The sequence below is a fragment of the Pseudomonas sp. AC172 genome, from assembly GCF_979258595.1.
In genome coordinates, this window is the sequence record NZ_OZ409868.1 from 5,891,820 (window position 1) to 5,908,992 (window position 17,173).

General features: G+C 59.6%; 15 protein-coding genes. 14 read left to right on the top strand and 1 reads right to left on the bottom strand.

Annotation, left to right across the window (positions count from 1 at the left end; translation table 11 throughout):
• Position 1: 1 nt before the first annotated feature.
• The 10 genes from waaC (at position 2) to ACZ0A4_RS26635 (ending at position 10,716) form a co-directional block, all read left to right on the top strand.
• Entirely contained in the window at positions 2-1,063 is a 1,062-nt protein-coding gene (waaC, locus tag ACZ0A4_RS26590; protein ID WP_016985658.1) for a lipopolysaccharide heptosyltransferase I, read from the top strand.
• Positions 1,063-2,184, top strand: coding sequence for a glycosyltransferase family 4 protein (locus ACZ0A4_RS26595; protein ID WP_463576912.1), 1,122 nt, complete (start codon positions 1,063-1,065; stop codon positions 2,182-2,184). The genes waaC and ACZ0A4_RS26595 overlap by 1 nt, the downstream gene beginning before the upstream one ends.
• On the top strand, positions 2,184-2,990 hold the full coding sequence (gene rfaP / locus ACZ0A4_RS26600) for a lipopolysaccharide core heptose(I) kinase RfaP (RefSeq protein WP_463576914.1): 807 nt from the start codon (positions 2,184-2,186) through the stop codon (positions 2,988-2,990). The genes ACZ0A4_RS26595 and rfaP overlap by 1 nt, the downstream gene beginning before the upstream one ends.
• On the top strand, positions 2,990-3,724 hold the full coding sequence (locus ACZ0A4_RS26605; RefSeq protein WP_463576915.1) for a lipopolysaccharide kinase InaA family protein: 735 nt from the start codon (positions 2,990-2,992) through the stop codon (positions 3,722-3,724). The genes rfaP and ACZ0A4_RS26605 overlap by 1 nt, the downstream gene beginning before the upstream one ends.
• Positions 3,721-4,473, top strand: coding sequence for a lipopolysaccharide kinase InaA family protein (locus ACZ0A4_RS26610; RefSeq protein WP_463576916.1), 753 nt, complete (start codon positions 3,721-3,723; stop codon positions 4,471-4,473). The genes ACZ0A4_RS26605 and ACZ0A4_RS26610 overlap by 4 nt, the downstream gene beginning before the upstream one ends.
• Positions 4,473-5,924: a lipopolysaccharide kinase InaA family protein gene (locus ACZ0A4_RS26615; protein ID WP_463576917.1), complete on the top strand. Its 1,452-nt coding sequence runs from the start codon at positions 4,473-4,475 to the stop codon at positions 5,922-5,924. Before ACZ0A4_RS26610 ends, ACZ0A4_RS26615 begins: the two co-directional genes overlap by 1 nt.
• Positions 5,925-6,039: 115 nt before the next feature.
• The gene (locus ACZ0A4_RS26620; protein ID WP_463576919.1) at positions 6,040-6,375 is read left to right on the top strand and encodes a YceK/YidQ family lipoprotein; all 336 of its coding nucleotides are present in this window, start codon (positions 6,040-6,042) and stop codon (positions 6,373-6,375) included.
• 171 nt (positions 6,376-6,546) lie between these two features.
• Entirely contained in the window at positions 6,547-8,301 is a 1,755-nt protein-coding gene (locus ACZ0A4_RS26625; RefSeq protein ID WP_463576920.1) for a carbamoyltransferase family protein, read from the top strand.
• A complete protein-coding gene (locus ACZ0A4_RS26630) occupies positions 8,294-9,202 on the top strand; it encodes a glycosyltransferase family 2 protein (protein ID WP_141128542.1) in 909 nt (302 codons plus the stop codon). Before ACZ0A4_RS26625 ends, ACZ0A4_RS26630 begins: the two co-directional genes overlap by 8 nt.
• Before the next feature lie 74 nt (positions 9,203-9,276).
• On the top strand, positions 9,277-10,716 hold the full coding sequence (locus ACZ0A4_RS26635) for a hypothetical protein (RefSeq protein WP_463576921.1): 1,440 nt from the start codon (positions 9,277-9,279) through the stop codon (positions 10,714-10,716).
• Positions 10,717-10,719: 3 nt separating this feature from the next.
• On the opposite strand, the gene ACZ0A4_RS26640 is transcribed toward ACZ0A4_RS26635, so the two are convergent.
• The gene (locus ACZ0A4_RS26640; protein WP_141128540.1) at positions 10,720-11,373 is read right to left on the bottom strand and encodes a protein kinase family protein; all 654 of its coding nucleotides are present in this window, start codon (positions 11,371-11,373) and stop codon (positions 10,720-10,722) included.
• Positions 11,374-11,498: 125 nt separating this feature from the next.
• Here ACZ0A4_RS26640 and msbA point away from each other — a divergent pair, with 125 nt between their 5' ends.
• The 4 genes from msbA (at position 11,499) to hldE (ending at position 17,106) form a co-directional block, all read left to right on the top strand.
• Positions 11,499-13,325 (top strand): lipid A export permease/ATP-binding protein MsbA, encoded by a 1,827-nt coding sequence (gene msbA, locus ACZ0A4_RS26645; RefSeq protein WP_463576922.1) that lies wholly within the window; start codon positions 11,499-11,501, stop codon positions 13,323-13,325.
• Positions 13,319-14,215: a GNAT family N-acetyltransferase gene (locus tag ACZ0A4_RS26650; RefSeq protein ID WP_141128538.1), complete on the top strand. Its 897-nt coding sequence runs from the start codon at positions 13,319-13,321 to the stop codon at positions 14,213-14,215. Before msbA ends, ACZ0A4_RS26650 begins: the two co-directional genes overlap by 7 nt.
• A 4-nt stretch (positions 14,216-14,219) precedes the next feature.
• On the top strand, positions 14,220-15,620 hold the full coding sequence (locus ACZ0A4_RS26655) for a PIG-L deacetylase family protein (RefSeq protein WP_463576924.1): 1,401 nt from the start codon (positions 14,220-14,222) through the stop codon (positions 15,618-15,620).
• 64 nt (positions 15,621-15,684) lie between these two features.
• Positions 15,685-17,106, top strand: coding sequence for a bifunctional D-glycero-beta-D-manno-heptose-7-phosphate kinase/D-glycero-beta-D-manno-heptose 1-phosphate adenylyltransferase HldE (gene hldE / locus ACZ0A4_RS26660; RefSeq protein ID WP_007915721.1), 1,422 nt, complete (start codon positions 15,685-15,687; stop codon positions 17,104-17,106).
• Positions 17,107-17,173 lie beyond the last annotated feature (67 nt).

Genomic DNA, 17,173 nt, shown 5'->3' on the forward strand with positions numbered 1-17,173 from the left:
ATTGCGGGTACTGTTGATCAAGACTTCATCGCTGGGCGACGTGATTCATGCGTTGCCGGCGCTGACCGACGCCGCCCGGGCCATCCCCGGGATCAAGTTCGACTGGGTCGTGGAAGAAGGCTTTGCCGAGATCCCGACCTGGCACCCGGCCGTTGGCAAAGTGATTCCGGTGGCGATCCGTCGCTGGCGTAAAAACATCTGGAAAACCATCACCAGCGGCGAGTGGAAACGCTTCAAGCAAAGCGTGCGCGCGAACAAATACGACTTGGTGATCGACGCCCAAGGCCTGCTGAAAAGTGCCTGGCTGACCCGTTATGTCAAAGCCCCGGTGGCCGGACTCGACAAAGGTTCGGCCCGTGAGCCGATGGCCTCGCGTTTCTATGACCGCAAACTGGCCGTGGCCCGTGGTCAACACGCGGTCGAGCGTGTACGGCAGTTGTTCGCCATCGCCCTCGGTTACGATCTGCCAAAAGGCCTGGGCGATTACGGCCTCAACGTCGAACGTCTGGTCGAGCTGCCGCGCAAAAACGCCTTTGTGGTGTTCCTGCATGGCACTACTTGGGACACCAAACACTGGCCGGAAAGTTACTGGCGCGAACTGACCGAACGCGTCGGTTATCTCGGCGTCGGCGTCAAGCTGCCCTGGGGCAACCCGCAGGAAAAGGCCCGCGCTGAGCGCATCGCTGCCGGTTTCAAACACGCCGAAGTGCTGCCAAAACTGAATCTGGCCGGCGTCGGCAAAGTCCTCGCCGGCGCGCAAGCGTGCGTGGCGGTGGACACCGGTCTCGGCCACTTGGCCGCGGCGCTGGATGTGCCGACCATTTCGCTGTTCGGTCCGACCAACCCGGGCCTGACCGGCGCTTACGGCAAGTTGCAGATTCACTTGGCCAGCGACTTCCCGTGCGCACCTTGCCTGCAAAAGAAATGTACCTATCAACCGACCGCGCAGGATGCCCGTCAGTTTGACCTTAAGCGTGAACAGCCTTTGTGCTTCACGCGTCTGAACCCCGAGCGTGTCGCCAGCCGACTGAGCACGTTGTTAATGGCTGAGGAGCTGCGCTGATGCAATTGGCATTCGTCCTGTACAAATATTTCCCGTTCGGTGGCTTGCAGCGCGACTTCATGCGCATCGCCCTCGAATGCCAGAAGCGCGGTCATAAGATCCGCGTCTACACGCTGATCTGGGAAGGCGACGTGCCGCCCGGTTTCGAAGTGCTGGTGGCGCCGGTCAAGGCGTTCTTCAATCACCGTCGCAACGAAAAGCTCAGCGCATGGATGGAAGCGGATCTGGCCAAGCGCCCGGTTGATCGCTTGATCGGTTTCAACAAGATGCCGGGTCTGGACGTCTATTACGCCGCCGATGGCTGCTTCGAAGACAAGGCGCAGAACCTGCGCCATTCGCTGTATCGCCGCTGGGGCCGTTATCGCCACTTTGCCGAATACGAGCGCGCAGTATTCGCCAAAGACGCAAAGACCGAAGTGCTGATGATTTCCGAAGTGCAGCAACCGCTGTTCATCAAGCATTACGACACGCCGCTTGAGCGTTTCCACCTGTTGCCGCCGGGCATTGCCCAGGATCGTCGCCGCCCGGCGGATGCCGATGAGATTCGCGCCGGGTTCCGCGCTGAATTCAATCTCAAGGACGACGAACTGCTGCTGGTGCAGATCGGCTCCGGGTTCAAGACCAAAGGTGTCGATCGCAGCCTGAAAGCACTGGCTGCATTGCCTGCCGAACTGAAGAAACGCACCCGGCTGTTTGTAATCGGCCAGGATGACCCCAAATTGTTCCAGATGCAGAGCGCGACATTGGGCTTGGGCGATAACGTGACGTTTCTTAAAGGACGCAGCGATATCCCGCGCTTCCTGCTTGGCGCCGATCTGTTGATCCACCCGGCGTACAACGAAAACACCGGTACCGTGTTGCTTGAAGCGCTGGTCGCCGGTTTGCCGGTGCTGGTCAGCGCGGTCTGCGGTTACGCCCATTACATTGCCGAGGCGGATGCCGGGCGAGTGCTGGACGAGCCGTTCGATCAAGCGCAGCTGACGCAATACCTGACTGAAATGTTGCATGACGACGCTGCACGCGCGGCCTGGAGCCGCCATGGTCTGGCTTTCGCCGAGACGGCCGACCTCTACAGCATGCCGCAGCACGCGGCCGATGTGATTCTGGCGGAGCACGCTTAATGAAGTTGATGCTGGCTGAACCGTTCAAAAGCCTGTGGGCCGGGCGCGATCCGTTCGCCGAGGTCGAAGGCTTGCAGGGCGAGGTATACCGCGAGCTGGAAGCACGCCGGACACTGCGCACGGAAGTCGACGGCAACGGATTTTTTGTCAAGATCCACCGTGGCATCGGCTGGGGCGAAATCTTCAAGAACCTGCTGACCGCCAAGCTGCCGGTACTCGGCGCAGGCCAGGAGTGGAAAGCCATCCAGCGTCTGCAGGATGCCGGCGTGCCGACCATGACCGCCGTTGCGTACGGCGAGAAGGGCAGCAACCCGGCGGATCAGCACTCGTTCATCGTCACCGAAGAACTGGCGCCGACCATCAGCCTCGAAGACTTCAGTATCGACTGGGTCAGGCAGCCGCCCGAGCCAAAACTCAAGCACGCACTGATCGCCGAGGTCGCGCGCATGACCGGCATGATGCATCGTGCCGGCGTCAACCATCGCGACTGCTACATCTGCCACTTCCTGCTGCACACCGATAAACCGGTGACACCTGAAGAGTTCAAACTCTCGGTGATCGATCTGCACCGCGCCCAGACCCGCGCAAAGATTACCCAACGCTGGCGTAATAAAGATCTGGCAGCGCTGTACTTTTCCGCACTGGACATCGGCCTGACCCGCCGCGACAAGCTGCGTTTCCTCAAGGGCTATTTCCAGCAACCGCTGCGCCAGATACTGGCTGAAGAAGCGCCGCTGCTGAGCTGGCTGGAAGGCAAGGCCAACAAACTCTATGCGCGTAAACAGCGTTACGGGGATGCGCTCTGATGGCTGGTTGGACTCTCGAGCCGCAATACAGCGAGCTCGCCGAAGACTTCGGCAGCCTCGAAGCGGTATTTGCGTTGCAGGGCGAACGCCTGACCCGTGACCCGCTGTCGGAAGTGATTCGCGTGCAGCGCAACGGCGTCAACTATTACGTCAAACGCTATGTCGGCGCCGGTAAAGGCTTGCGCCGCTACCTCGGCAAGCCGCGAGTAAAGATGGAATGGCAGAACCTCAAACGCTTCGCCAAGTGGGGTATTCCCACCGCTGAAGTGGTGGCCTGGGGCCTGGAGCGACGCGGCGCGGCGTATGATCGTGGCGCGATGATCACTCGCGAATTGCCCAACACCGAAGACCTCTCGGCGCTCGCCGAGCGCAAGGATCCGAAGCTCAAGGATCGCGCCTGGGTCGACGGCGTCAGCCGGCAACTGGCCGGTTATACCCGGACGATGCATGATCACCGATTTACCCATAACGATCTGAAATGGCGCAACCTGTTGATCGATGGTCAGGCTCGGATATTTCTGATCGATTGCCCTAACGGCGAGTTCTGGCGAGGCTTCTGGCTCAAGTATCGGATCACCAAGGATCTGGCCTGTCTCGATAAACTCGCCAAATACCACCTGTCCAATACCCAACGCCTGCGCTTCTATAAGCAATACCGCCAGTGCGATCGGCTTGATAACGCCGACAAGAAACGGATTCGGCACGTGGTGAGATTTTTCGAGGGACGCGAATGACTGATTTTCTCGCCGCTGAAGACCGCGCACTGCTTGAGCGCCATGGTCTCGGCACTTTCGACGCATTGTGGGCCAAGCAGCTTGAAGCTGTGGATGAACCCAATACCGCCCGTGGTGGCTGGAGTAGCGTCTTCCGTCTGGACCTGGAAGGCCAGGGCTATTACCTCAAGCGCCAGAGCAATTACCTGACGCGCACTTTGCACGCGCCTTTCGGCGAACCCAGTTTTGCCCGTGAGTTTCGTAACATCAGTCGCTATCGCAAGCTCGGTATTCCGGCGCTGCAAGCGGCGTTCTTCGGTGAGCGCAAGGTTGACGGTGAAGTTCGCGCCATTCTGCTGACCCGGGCGCTGGACGGCTGGAGCGATCTGGAATCGCTGTTGCAACGCTGGTCGCAACTCAGTGCTGCACAGCATTCAGCCATTCTCAAGGCTTGCGGTCTGCTGGCTCGACATCTGCACGGTGTGCGCCAGGTACACGGCTGTTTCTACCCTAAGCATATTTTTCTGCGGGCCACCGGTGACGCGTATCAGGCGCAATTGATCGACCTGGAAAAAACCCGTCCTTTATTGTTCGGCATGCGTGACCGGATCAAGGATCTGGAGCCGCTGCAACGCCGTGCGCCGGAATGGAACGAGGCGCAACTGCGTGAATTGCTCGCGGCTTATCTCGATCAGCCAAGCGATAGCTCGCTGCTCGACAGCTGGCTCGCCCGGCTGACCGCGCGCCGCAGTCACAAGGAGACCCGCTGATGCAATTGTCCGAGCTGGCCGGTGTCGGGCGAACCCCGCAACTGCCGCTGACGGTGACTCTGGCCGATGCCGCTGGCAGTGCGGATCTGCAATTGCTCAGTCTGCTGCGAGTCCTGCCGGGGCAGCGTTACGTCGGCGCCGGTATCTGGCGCGGGCGTCCTGTGCTGGCCAAATTGCTGGTCGGCGGCAAGGCCGCCCGGCATTTTCAGCGCGAGCTGGAAGGCGTGCGCTTGCTGGCGGCGCAAGGCATGACAACACCGCTGCTGCTGGCCGACGGCTTGCAGAATGGCGAAGGTGGCTGGCTGCTGTTCGATTTCCTTGAAGGTGCCGAAAGCCTTGGCGATGCCTGGGCGAAAGTCGAGTCGCTGCCAGTGCTGGCCGACGAGCAATCGGCGGTGTTGGCCGAGGCGCTGGGCGCCATTGCCCGGTTGCACGGCAAGGGGCTTTGGCAGGAAGACCTGCATCTGGACAATCTGCTGCGTCACGGCGGCCAGTTGTACTTGATTGACGGTGCCGGGATTTGCGCAGAAACCGCCGGTCAGCCGCTATCGCGGCAAAAAGTCCTGGAAAATCTCGGGGTGTTTTTCGCCCAGTTACCCAAGGCGCTCGAGCCGTTCACTGAAGAATTGCTGGTGTATTACTTGTTGAGCAACAGTGAGCACGCGCTGCCGCTGGAAGCCTTGCAGAAGCAGATCGACAAAGTGCGCCGCTGGCGTTTGAAAGACTTTCTGATCAAGGTCGGTCGCGAGTGCACATTGTTCAGCGTGCAGCGTGGAGCGTTCGGACTGCGCGCGATTCGTCGCGAAGAAGAGCCGGCCATGCTGCCGGTGCTTGCGCAGGCCGATGCGTTGCTCGATCAGGGGCATCTGTACAAGACCGGTGGTGCGGCGAGCGTCGGCAAGGTTCAGGCCGGTGCGCGTACGCTGGTGATCAAGCGCTACAACATCAAGGGCTTGGCCCATTGGCTCAAGCGTTTCTGGCGCCCGAGTCGCGCCTGGCATTCGTGGCGCGAAGGCAATCGCCTGGCGTTTCTCGGTATCGCCACTCCGAAACCGCTGGCGGTGCTGGAGAAACGCTTTTTCTGGCTGCGCAGTCGGGCGTATCTGGTGACCGAGTACCTCCCCGGGCCGGATATCATCGAGCGTTTTGCGCCGTACATTGAGAATGGTGACGCACCAGAAGTGGAGCTGCAGGCGCTGGACCGACTGTTCGCGCGCTTGATTGCCGAGCGCATCAGCCATGGCGACTTCAAGGGCCACAACCTGTTCTGGCAGCAGGATCGCTGGGCGCTGATCGATCTGGATTCGATGTGCCAGCATGGGTCTGTGGGCAGTTTTGCCCCGGCCTATGCCCGTGACCGTGCGCGATTCATGCGTAACTGGCCGGAAAGCAGCGCGTTGTACCAGGTTATTGATCAGCGTTTGCCGAAAGACATTTCCAGCGCGGCCTGAATCAAACTCCGGAGGACAAGATTTAGCGACTTGTCCTACGGCTTCTACAGAAAGCATGAACTGTGCCCTGCTCAGCGCCGATGCTAATTTGCCCGACGACCTTGGAGGGCAAATCTTGACCATCAAACAGGCTGTAACGCTGGGTGTTTTTTCATGGCTTTTAGCGGGTTGCGGCAGCGTCCTGAGCGTACTGCAAGACGATGCCGACGTCGCCCGTGACATGCGCAAACAAAAAACCTACTGCCAGTCCATTCCGAGGGTTTACAGCGGTCTGGCCTTCGATTTCTGCGCATTGAACGCGCCCCCCGATCCCAGCGGTTTTCTTGTGCCGTTCGTGCTGCTGGATCTGCCATTGTCCGGTGTATTCGATACAGTGGCGTTGCCCTATACGGTTTATCGTCAGGTCACCGACGGTAATCTTGGTATTTACTGGCGCAAGGGCGGTTATTGAGTCGTAGGGCCAGGTTTCTTCAAACCATTCACCCTGGGGCAATCGCGCAGGGTAATTCCCCACTCGTTTACGCTATAATCCCGCCCTTTAGCTGTCACTCGCCGTGTGCGAGGGCACATCAATATTCAAGGCGCATCGCGCCTGCACGCAGACTAAAGAGGCTAGACCCCTGTGGCATTGACGATTCTTGGCCTGTCCGGCGCCCTTAGCCATGACCCTTCAGCAGCCTTGTACATCGACGGCAAGCTGGTGGCGGCGGCTGAAGAAGAGCGCTTCGTACGCGATAAGCATGCAAAGAACCGCATGCCCTACGAATCGGCGAAGTTCTGTCTTGAACAGGCCGGCATCAAGCCGTCCGACGTTGACGTGGTAGCAATCCCGTTTGCCCCGATCAGCCTGTTCGGCAAGGCGCGCTGGCACTACGCCAAGCGTTACTGGTACGCGCCGGATCGTGCCCTTGATGCGATCCTGATGGGCAACCGTCGCTACAAGCGCTACCGCAACAAGATTGTCTGGTGCCTGGAGCAACTGGGTTTTGATCCGAAAAAGATCAAGATCGAGCCGGTCGAACACCACTTGGCTCACGCTTCCAGCGCCTACCACTGTTCCGGCTTCAAGGAAAAAACCGCGATCCTCGGTATCGACGGCAAGGGCGAGTACGCCACGACCTTCTTTGGCTACGGCGAAAACGGCAAGATTCACAAGATCAAGGAATTCTTCGATCCTGACTCCCTCGGCGGCCTGTACGGTGCGATCACCGAGTTCCTCGGTTTCGAGATGCTCGACGGTGAGTTCAAGGTCATGGGCATGGCGCCGTACGGCGACGCCAGCAAGTACGACTTCTCGCGTCTGGCCTCGTTCGAGAACGGTGAGCTGGTGATCAACACCGACTACGCCAACGTCATCGGCCTGCGTCGCTACAAAGAGAAGGGCAAAGGCTTCTACTTCTCGCCGAAGCTGATCGAGTGGCTGGGTCCGAAGCGCGAAGGCGACATCGCTGACGAGCCGTACATCCACTACGCCGCGAGCATGCAAGCGCTGTTCGAGAAACTGGCGCTGCAGATGATCGATCACTACCTGGGCGACGTGCTCAAGGAAACCGGCAAGCTGGCATTCGCCGGTGGCTGTGCATTGAACGTCAAGCTGAACCAGAAAATCATTGCCCGCGACGACATCACGGAACTGTTCGTGCAGCCTGCGTCCGGCGATGCCGGCACTGCGGTCGGCGCCGCTGCCTACGTGTCTCACGCTCGTGGCGTACCGGTCGAGAAGATGGAGCACGTCTACCTTGGTCCGTCGTACAGCAACGAAGACGTCATCGCTGCCTGCGCCCGTCACGAGAGCAAGCCGACCTGGCGCAAGCTCGACAACATGCCTGAGCAGATCGCCAAAATCATGGTCGATGGCAACCCGGTGGCCTGGTTCCAGGGGCGCATGGAATTTGGCCCGCGTGCATTGGGTGGCCGTTCGATCATCGGTTGCCCGAGCGTTGCCGGTGTGGCTGACCGCATCAACCACCAGATCAAGTTCCGCGAGCGCTGGAGGCCTTTCTGCCCGTCGATGCTCGACACCGTTGCGCCGCAAATGATCAAGATCGATCACCCGGCACCGTTCATGACTTTCACCTTCGAAGTGGCTGAAGAGTGGAAGGCCCGCGTGCCGGAAGTTGTCCACGAAGATGGCACCTCTCGCGCCCAGGTGCTCAAGCGCGAATACAACCCGCGCTACTACGACATGATGAAAGCGCTGGAAAATCTGACCGGTAATGGTGTATCGCTGAACACCTCGCTCAACCGTCGTGGCGAACCGATGATTTGCTCGCCGACTGACGCGCTGAACATGTTTTTCGGTTCGGATCTGGAATACCTGATCATGGAAGATATTCTGGTCGTAAAAGAGGGTGTAAAAGGATACGAACTTGACTGAAACACTGATCAGCGTCGTTATTCCGGTATACAACTACGCGCGAACCCTGCCACGTGCAGTGGAGTCGGTGTTGGCGCAGTTGGATGAAGCGACGGCGGATCTGCTGGTCATCGACGACGGGTCGACGGACGATACGCCTGAGGTAGTAGAACACCTCCTGCTCAAACATGGCGGGCGTTTTCGCGCGCTGCGCAAAAGCAACGGCGGCTTGTCGTCGGTGCGCAATCGGGGGCTGGAAGAGACAGCCGGACGGTATCTGGTGTTTCTCGACTCCGATGATGAAATGGCGCCAGGTGCCTTGGCTGCACTTTCGCAGCACATCGAAAGTAATCCACACAGCCTGATGGTGATCGGCGCGCACTGGTCGGTGTTTGCAGACGGGCGACGCAGCTTGCAGGCGTCCAGGCCGCTGCCTGTGACGCCCCGCCAGCGACTGCAGGGTTACCTGCTGAACAAGACGGTATCGATTTCCAACGGTGCCTGTGCGATGCACCGCGACGTATTCGTTTTGGGTAATTACCCGGAACATTTGCGCAACGTCGAGGACTTGCCAGTATTCGCCCAAGTGCTGGCGCGCTACCCCTGCACCGTTCTGGACAAGCCCCTGGCGCTGATCTACAAGCACGCCGACAGCATGCGCCATGATCTGCGCCAAAGCCTTGCCGCCGGCACGGAGCAGGTGGTCAGCGAAGTCTTTTCCAGTCGACGGATGCCCGAGGAAATGGGTGATTTGCGCCAAGCGTTTCTGGCGCAGCGCTGCCTGTCATTGTTTCGTGACTGTTACTCCCATGGCGAATACAAACTGGCCAAGTCGTTTTACTTTCAGGCCTTGCGTGCAGACTGGCGAACGTTTTCGCGTTGGTCCTACACCCGCAAGGCGTTGCGGTTGCTGTTTCGGTAAACGGGTCGCGGAGACTATGCGGACCCTGTAATGGATGTCGGTGAGGTGGCTGGGTGAAAGGTACGGGCAATAGCGTGGCAACTAGAGTCTCCAGAATCATCGACGAATACCCGGTCTGGCTGGCGTTTCTGGGCAGTGCGCTGCTATCACTGATAGCGGTCCTGGGCACTGCGACAGTGGGGCGTGATGCCGCGCTGTACATTGATATCGCGCAACAGGTTACCGAGCACGGGCCTAATGTGGCTTGGGCTTCTTTCGACTGGCCATGGTTTTCCTTTCTGCTGGCCGGTACGCATACCATCCTGCATTTGCCCCTGGAACTGAGCGCCTATCTTTGGTGCGCGTTGTTTTTTGCGGGCACCAGCGCGCTGATGGTCGATTGCGTTCGTCAGCGATCTGCGCAGGTCACCCGTTGGGCGTGCCTGGTGGTTTTGGCAATGCCGGCGGTGAATGCCTTTCGCAATGACATCATCCGTGAATGCGGTTTCTGGTTCTTCTGCACGCTGACGCTCTGGCTCGCGCTGCGCTGGCAAGCCCGGGGTGGCTGGCTGCGGGCGGCATGCATTCACTTGGCGATTGTCGCAGCAGCGTTGTTTCGTCTGGAAGCCTTGCTGCTGATACCCGCGTTAGCCCTGTGGCAGTTGCCCAATCTGTGGTCTTCGACCCGACGGATACAATTCTTCCAGTTTTCGCTGCTGCCGATTTTGGGGCTGCTGGCCGTTTCGGTCTCAGGTGTGCTCATGTCGGCGCGCGTGATGCTGTATATGGACATGATTGCGCCGCACAGTGTGTTTGCTTCCTTTCAGATGCTGTGCGATCAGTTTGCCAATTCGCTCATCAACAAGTATTCCCAGGATGAAGCCGGGCGGATCATTTTCTTCGGCATTCTGGCGACCATGGCCATCACCTTTGTGAAATTGATGGGGCCGTTCGCCGTACCCTTCGTGCTGCGACGCAATTGGGGGGTTCTAGGGACTTACTGGCGCGACTATCGCCCCTTTGCCTGGGCGGCGCTGCTGTATCTGGTGGTGCTGGTGCTGTTTTTCATCAAGCAGCAGTTCATGAATGCGCGCTACCTGAGCTTTCTGAACCTGTTGTTTGTGCCTGTGCTGGCGATGGGGCTGGCGGCGTTCGTTCGCGAGTTTCCGCGTTGCGGCAAATGGCTGGTGGTTCTGGGGTTGCTGGTGATGCTGTCGAACGTTGTTTCCACCGGGGCTGGCAAAACGCATTACGTCGAGGCTGGCCGCTGGATGTCGGCCCATCTCGAGCCAGGGGCGAAGACCTATTTCGAGGATGGTCGGATCAGCTATTACGCCGGTCGCGGCTATGTGATGCCGGTACTGACCGCAGAGGAAGCGATGTCGGCAGCGCACGCTGGTGACTATCAATACTTCCTCATCGAGGCCAAAGGTGACGAGCCATGGCTGAATGAGTGGCTTGTGGCGCACCAGATGCGCATCATCGAACATTTCGCCAATCGCAAAGGCGCCACCGTGGTGGTCATCGGCCGCTAGGGTTTAGCCGAGCAGCGGACGCAGGCGCGAGATCAATGGCGCTTGTCGGTGGCTCGGCAGTGCCTGGCGATAGCCTTCGACAAATGTTTCGCCGGCATCCTGGCCGAGCAACCATTGGCGGTCTTCCTTGTAGCGCAGCAAGTGCGCGAAGTTACGCAGGCGTTTGCTGTCACTGAGTGCGCGTTTCTGGCAACGCAGGTCGGCGATATCGATCAGGCCCAAGCGGTTGTCGGGGGTCAGCACGACGTTGCCGAAATGCAGCGATCGAAAGTACACACCTTTTTCGTGCAGCAACGCGAAGTACCCGCCCAGCTGGAATCTCAGTGTGTCAGCCTCATCGCCAGCGCTCTGCAACTGACGCACTGTGTCGCCTTCCAGCGGGCTGTAATACACGCAGTCACGTTCGATGCTCGGAATACGATAGACCGCAATGACTTTCGGGCAGAGGATGCCGCGTTGTTCGAGTGCCCGGGTGTTGTCGGCAAAGCGTTGTGCATAGGGATAGAACAGCGCCGAACTGAGCAACCGCTTGCGGCGGAACAGCTTGAGCATGCGTCCATCGGCCAATCTGAGCACCTTGTCGCCGGAACCGTCGGCCTCCAATACGTGTGCACCTTTGCGCAGTGCCTCGTAAGTGCTGTGATCAATCGATTGCATATCCGGCTCCCCATCATTAGCGGGGTATCTTAACCGACTTGGTCGAAGGCTGGCTTGAAGTCATGTTTATCGGGGCAAAAACGCGTGTGATATCATCAGCGCCTCACTGAATTGCGCGGATCACCATGAGCAGTCCTGAACCGAAAGCCCAGTCCACGCTGGCGATCTATTTCCGCCTTTTGGCTTACGTGCGGCCTTACGCCGGCCTTTTCCTTCTCAGCATCGTCGGGTTTCTGATCTTCGCATCGACTCAACCGATGCTCGCTTACATCCTCAAATACTTTGTCGACGGTCTGGCCAATCCTGAGGCCAGTCTGTTTCCGGGCAACCCGTATCTGGGCAAGTTGCAGCTGCTCGAATCCGTGCCGCTGATGATTGTGTTCATTGCGGTGTGGCAGGGGGTGGGCTCGTACCTGGGCAACTTCTTCCTGGCGCGGGTTTCTCTGGGTCTGGTGCATGACCTGCGGGTGGTGCTGTTCAACAAATTGCTGGAGTTGCCCAATCGCTTCTTCGACAAGAACAATTCCGGCCATCTGATTTCCCGGATCACCTTCAACGTGACCATGGTCACCGGTGCAGCAACGGATGCGATCAAAGTTGTCATCCGTGAAGGCATGACCGTGATTTTCCTGTTCTGCACACTGTTGTGGATGAACTGGAAACTCACTTTGGTGATGGTCGCCATCCTGCCGTTGATCGGCTTGATGGTGAACAGCACCAGCAAAAAATTCCGCAAGCAGAGCAAGAAGATCCAGGTCTCGATGGGGAACGTCACGCACGTCGCCTCCGAGACCATTCATGGCTACCGCGTTGTGCGCAGCTTCGGCGGCGAGCAGTACGAAAAGGACCGCTTTCGCGATGCCAGCCAGAGCAACACCGACAAGCAGTTGACGATGACCAAGACCGGCGCGGTTTATACGCCGATGTTGCAACTGGTGACTTACAGCGCGATGGCCGTGGTCATGTTCCTTGTGCTGTACCTTCGCGGTGACGCATCGCCGGGCGATCTGGTGGCTTACATCACCATGGCGGGCCTGCTGCCAAAACCAATTCGTCAATTGTCGGAAGTCAGTTCGACTATCCAGAAGGGCGTCGCCGGTGCCGAGAGCATTTTCGAGCAACTGGATGAGCCGGCGGAAGTGGATCAGGGTACGGTCGAGCAGGATCGTCTCGAAGGCCGTCTGGAAGTGCGTAACCTCAGCTTCCACTATCCCGATACCGAAAAACCGGTACTCAACGACATCAGCTTCGTTGTCGAGCCGGGGCAAATGGTCGCTTTGGTGGGGCGCTCGGGCAGTGGCAAGTCGACCCTGGCCAGCCTGATTCCGCGGTTTTACCAGCATGATCATGCCCAGGGCCAGATCCTGCTTGATGGCGTGCAGGTGCAGGATTTCACCCTGCGCAGCCTGCGTCGACAGATCGCTCTGGTGACCCAGCAGGTCACGCTGTTCAACGATACGGTGACCAACAACATCGCTTACGGTGATCTGGCTGGCGCGCCGTTCGATGAGGTCAAGCGCGCGGCCACCGAGGCCTATGCCGATGAGTTCATCATCAAGATGCCGCAAGGTTACGAAACCATGGTCGGCGAAAACGGTGTGCTGCTCTCCGGTGGCCAGCGTCAGCGTATCGCCATTGCCCGGGCGCTGCTCAAGGATGCACCGCTGCTGATTCTTGACGAGGCCACTTCCGCGCTCGATACCGAGTCGGAACGGCATATCCAGGCCGCGCTGGATCATGTGGTGAAGAACCGCACGACCCTGGTCATTGCCCACCGCTTGAGCACCATCGAGAAAGCCGACCTGATTCTGGTCATGGATGAGGGGCGCATTGTTGAACGTGGCTCTCACACGCAATTGCTCGAGCAAAACGGCTATTACGCCCGTCTGCATGCCAAAGAGTTTGAAGAGGGTGACGAACCTCAGCCGGCACACGCGACCGACGTATGCTGAAGATGTTTCGCAGCTTTCGCGAACGTGGCTGGACCGAGATCGACCGGGACAGCTACGCCCGGGCCTGGCAGCGATTTGGCGGCAGCTTTGCCACGCATCCCGAAGTCGTCGAGCGCTTGTCGACATTTCTAGGCATCGAGTTGCGTTACCTGGGCTGGATCGTTGGTGGTGATGTGCTGGCCGCCATCCCTTGCTGGGGGCGGCATGTCGCTTTGTCCAAGGAAGTGCTCAAGCGCGAGAGCAAGCGTGGCTTGCTGGACATGGGCAATGCGGAAATCATTCTGCCGATTGCGCCAGATGTCAGCGTGCCGGTGCGCCAGCGCATGGCGTATGTGTCCCAGCTCAATGCCGAGCAGATCAGCACGTTGAAGCCGCAACCCGAGGGCCTGGCCCTGGCTCGGCTCCCGGAAGAGTATTCGAAGAAATTCCGTTATAACCAGCGTCGCGAGCAGCGCCTGCTGGAAGAGGCGGGCGGATCGCTGGTGCCGATGTCCGACTTTACCCCGCAGGAGCAGGCCGCGGCTTACGGCGATCTGTTTCAGCGGCGCTGGGGCTTTGAAGTGCCGGGCAAGGCCGGGCTGGTCGAGGTCTTCACCTTGCTGCGCGAGTTCATGACCGGTTCGGTGGTGATGCTCGATTCGGCGCCCGTGGCCATTCAGGTGCTGTACCGCGTCGAGGCCCCGCAATGGGTCTCGCTGGAGTACATCAATGGTGGCGTCGATCCGCAGAGCCGCGAGTTCAGTCCCGGCAGTGTGCTGAGTTTCGTCAACACCCAAGAGGCCTGGGCGCACGCGCAGGCGCTGGGCAAGCCTTTGCGTTATTCATTCGGTCGTGCCGACCGTGAGTACAAGGATCGCTGGTGCCACACGGTGCCGGTCTACAAGGTCTGAATTCATGAGTGCTCGCAAGCAACAGCTTCTCAAGGCCCATCGACGCAACAAGCGTCTGTTCCTGATTGCTTTTCTGGTGGGGTTGTTGCTGATCGGATGGCTGGTTGCGTGGTGGCTGGTGCCGTTGTTGCTGGTGCTGGCCTGGGTCGCACACGAGGCCTGGTTCGCCGATCATCTGTTCTATCGGCCTTCTGACGACTATCACTACGACTTTCCTGCACACGCGTCGCGTCAGGCAGTGAACCTTGCGGATGGCGTGATTCGCCTGAGCGAACCGCTGACAGCGGGTGAGACGCTAGTCCTCGAAGTACAATTGAAAAGCGCTTGGCTGGGCCGCTGGCTCGATCCATACGTTGCCGTCGGCGATGATCGTCAGGATTTCGAGCGCGGGGTCAAAGGGCGGCGTTTCCTTAATCTTTCCGGGCAGGCAGCGGCACTGGCACGAGGTGCGTTGACGTTGCGCGCTCGCTATTGCGCGGTCGGGGCTACGGGCACTTTGTGGGTCATGGCCAATCCTGATTACAGCCGCCAGCGCGTGATGGTTCTGGCGCCCCACGCCGATGATGCGGAGTTGGCGGCGTTCGGTCTCTACAGTCGTTGCGAAGACGTCAGTATCATCACCCTGACTCAGGGCGAGATCGAGGCTGAAGATTACCAGCGTCTGGGTCTGGATCAGGCCGCGGCTGCGCGGTTGAAGGGGCGCTTGCGCAGTTGGGACAGCCTGACGATTCCGCTGTGGGGCGGCGTGCCTGCCGAGCGTTGTGTGCAACTGGGTTATTACTGCCTGCAGTTGCCGGCAATGGCGCAAGAGCCAGGCAAATCGTTCGGCTCCCGCGAGTCGCAGGAAGCCGATGTGCGCAGTGTCCGCCGGCATAACCCGCTGGCCCTGCCGGCCGACTCTGATGGTCAGCCGACCTGGCGCAACCTTGTCGCGGATCTGACGGCACTGCTTGAGCATTACCGTCCCGAAGTGGTTGTGACGCCGCATCCGGAGTTGGATCCCCATAGTGATCATGTGGCCTCGACCCAGGCGCTGCGTGAGGCTATCGCGCTGAGTAGCTGGAAACCGGCCACCCTGCTGATGTACGCCAATCACCTGCACGACAATGATCGTTGGCCGATGGGTCCTGCCGGTGCCGGTATTGCGCTGCCGCCGGCCATCGAGCCGTTGCCGGCCGACCGGCTGTGGAGTCCGCTGTTGTCAGCGGATGTGCAGCTGGACAAGGCCATGGCGCTGGCCATGGAGCACGACTTGCAGGGTGGGCAAGGGTTCAAGCGGCAATTGCGCCGCTGGATCCAGCAAGGTCTGGCGGGTCGCCGCTGGCCTGACACAGGCAGTAACGAGTTTTTCCGCAAGGCGGTCCGGCGCCACGAATTGTTCTGGGTACGCGACCTTTCAGATTGAGGCGGACGGCGCTTTACCCTGTGTTAATATCGCGCCCCTGTTCATTTTGTATGTGGGTTGCTCCATGAAGTTGTCCATGCCGCGTTTCGATCAAGCCCCGGTCTTGGTAGTCGGCGATGTCATGCTCGACCGTTACTGGCATGGCGGAACCTCACGGATTTCCCCTGAGGCGCCGGTGCCGGTCGTTAAGGTCGAGCAGATCGAAGACCGTCCGGGTGGCGCCGCGAACGTTGCCTTGAACATTGCCGCGCTGGGTGCGCCGGCGTCGCTGGTCGGTGTGACCGGTGACGACGAAGCCGCCGACAGCCTGAGCAACAGTCTCAAAGGCGCGGGCGTACGTGCCCTGTTCCAGCGCATCGCGCACCAGCCAACCATCGTCAAGCTGCGGGTCATGAGCCGGCACCAGCAACTGCTGCGTATCGACTTTGAAGAACCGTTCGCCACCGACGCCCTGGCCCTCGGTTCGCAGGTCGACGACCTGCTCGAAGGCATCAAGGTGCTGGTACTTTCCGACTACGGCAAAGGCGCCCTGAAAAACCATCAGGCGTTGATCCAGGCCGCCCGCGCGAAGAACATCCCGGTGCTGGCCGACCCGAAGGGCAAGGATTTCTCGATCTATCGTGGCGCCAGCCTGATTACCCCGAACCTCAGCGAATTCGAAGCCATCGTCGGCGGTTGTGTCGACGAGCATGAGCTGGTGAGCAAGGGCGCCGCCCTGATGCACGACCTCGAACTCGGTGCGCTGCTGGTGACACGCGGTGAACACGGCATGACCTTGCTGCGTCCGGACCAGCCGGCGCTGCACCTGCCGGCCCGTGCCCGTGAAGTGTTCGACGTAACCGGTGCCGGTGACACCGTGATCTCCACCCTGGCTGCAGCGATTGCCGCCGGTGAAGACCTGCCCCACGCCGTTGCGCTGGCCAATCTGGCCGCCGGCATCGTGGTTGGCAAGCTCGGTACGGCCGCCATCAGTGCTCCGGAACTGCGTCGCGCCATCCAGCGTGAAGAAGGCTCCGAGCGTGGTGTGCTCGGTCTTGAACAGTTGCTGCTCGCCGTGGCCGATGCCCGCGCGCACAACGAAAAGATCGTCTTCACCAACGGCTGTTTCGACATCCTGCATGCCGGTCATGTGACCTATCTGGAGCAGGCGCGGGCACAGGGCGATCGTCTGATTGTCGCGGTCAACGATGATGCTTCGGTCAGCCGCCTCAAAGGTCCGGGCCGTCCGATCAACAGCGTTGATCGACGCATGGCGGTTCTCGCCGGCCTCGGCGCGGTGGACTGGGTGATCAGTTTCCCTGAAGGTACTCCGGAAAACCTGCTGCGCGAGGTCAAGCCGGACGTACTGGTCAAGGGCGGCGATTACGGCATTGATCAGGTGGTCGGCGCCGATATTGTCAGCGCTTATGGCGGCACCGTGAAGGTCTTGGGACTTGTGGAAAACAGCTCGACAACTGCGATTGTCGAGAAGATCCGCAGTCGTTGATCAGATGAATTTTTACCGTTGTGTACTGCGTGTGAACGGATTTTGCCTTGGGGATTTTACCGTTTCC

What these genes read in the sequence shown, in the direction of transcription:
- ACZ0A4_RS26650 (WP_141128538.1), top strand. Translation starts at nt 13,319, where the DNA reads ATGCTGAAGATGTTTCGCAGCTTTCGCGAACGTGGCTGGACCGAGATC.
- ACZ0A4_RS26615 (WP_463576917.1), top strand. Translation starts at nt 4,473, where the DNA reads ATGCAATTGTCCGAGCTGGCCGGTGTCGGGCGAACCCCGCAACTGCCG.
- ACZ0A4_RS26655 (WP_463576924.1), top strand. Translation starts at nt 14,220, where the DNA reads ATGAGTGCTCGCAAGCAACAGCTTCTCAAGGCCCATCGACGCAACAAG.
- rfaP (WP_463576914.1), top strand. Translation starts at nt 2,184, where the DNA reads ATGAAGTTGATGCTGGCTGAACCGTTCAAAAGCCTGTGGGCCGGGCGC.
- ACZ0A4_RS26640 (WP_141128540.1), bottom strand. Translation starts at nt 11,373, where the DNA reads ATGCAATCGATTGATCACAGCACTTACGAGGCACTGCGCAAAGGTGCA.
- ACZ0A4_RS26610 (WP_463576916.1), top strand. Translation starts at nt 3,721, where the DNA reads ATGACTGATTTTCTCGCCGCTGAAGACCGCGCACTGCTTGAGCGCCAT.
- ACZ0A4_RS26595 (WP_463576912.1), top strand. Translation starts at nt 1,063, where the DNA reads ATGCAATTGGCATTCGTCCTGTACAAATATTTCCCGTTCGGTGGCTTG.
- ACZ0A4_RS26605 (WP_463576915.1), top strand. Translation starts at nt 2,990, where the DNA reads ATGGCTGGTTGGACTCTCGAGCCGCAATACAGCGAGCTCGCCGAAGAC.
- msbA (WP_463576922.1), top strand. Translation starts at nt 11,499, where the DNA reads ATGAGCAGTCCTGAACCGAAAGCCCAGTCCACGCTGGCGATCTATTTC.
- hldE (WP_007915721.1), top strand. Translation starts at nt 15,685, where the DNA reads ATGAAGTTGTCCATGCCGCGTTTCGATCAAGCCCCGGTCTTGGTAGTC.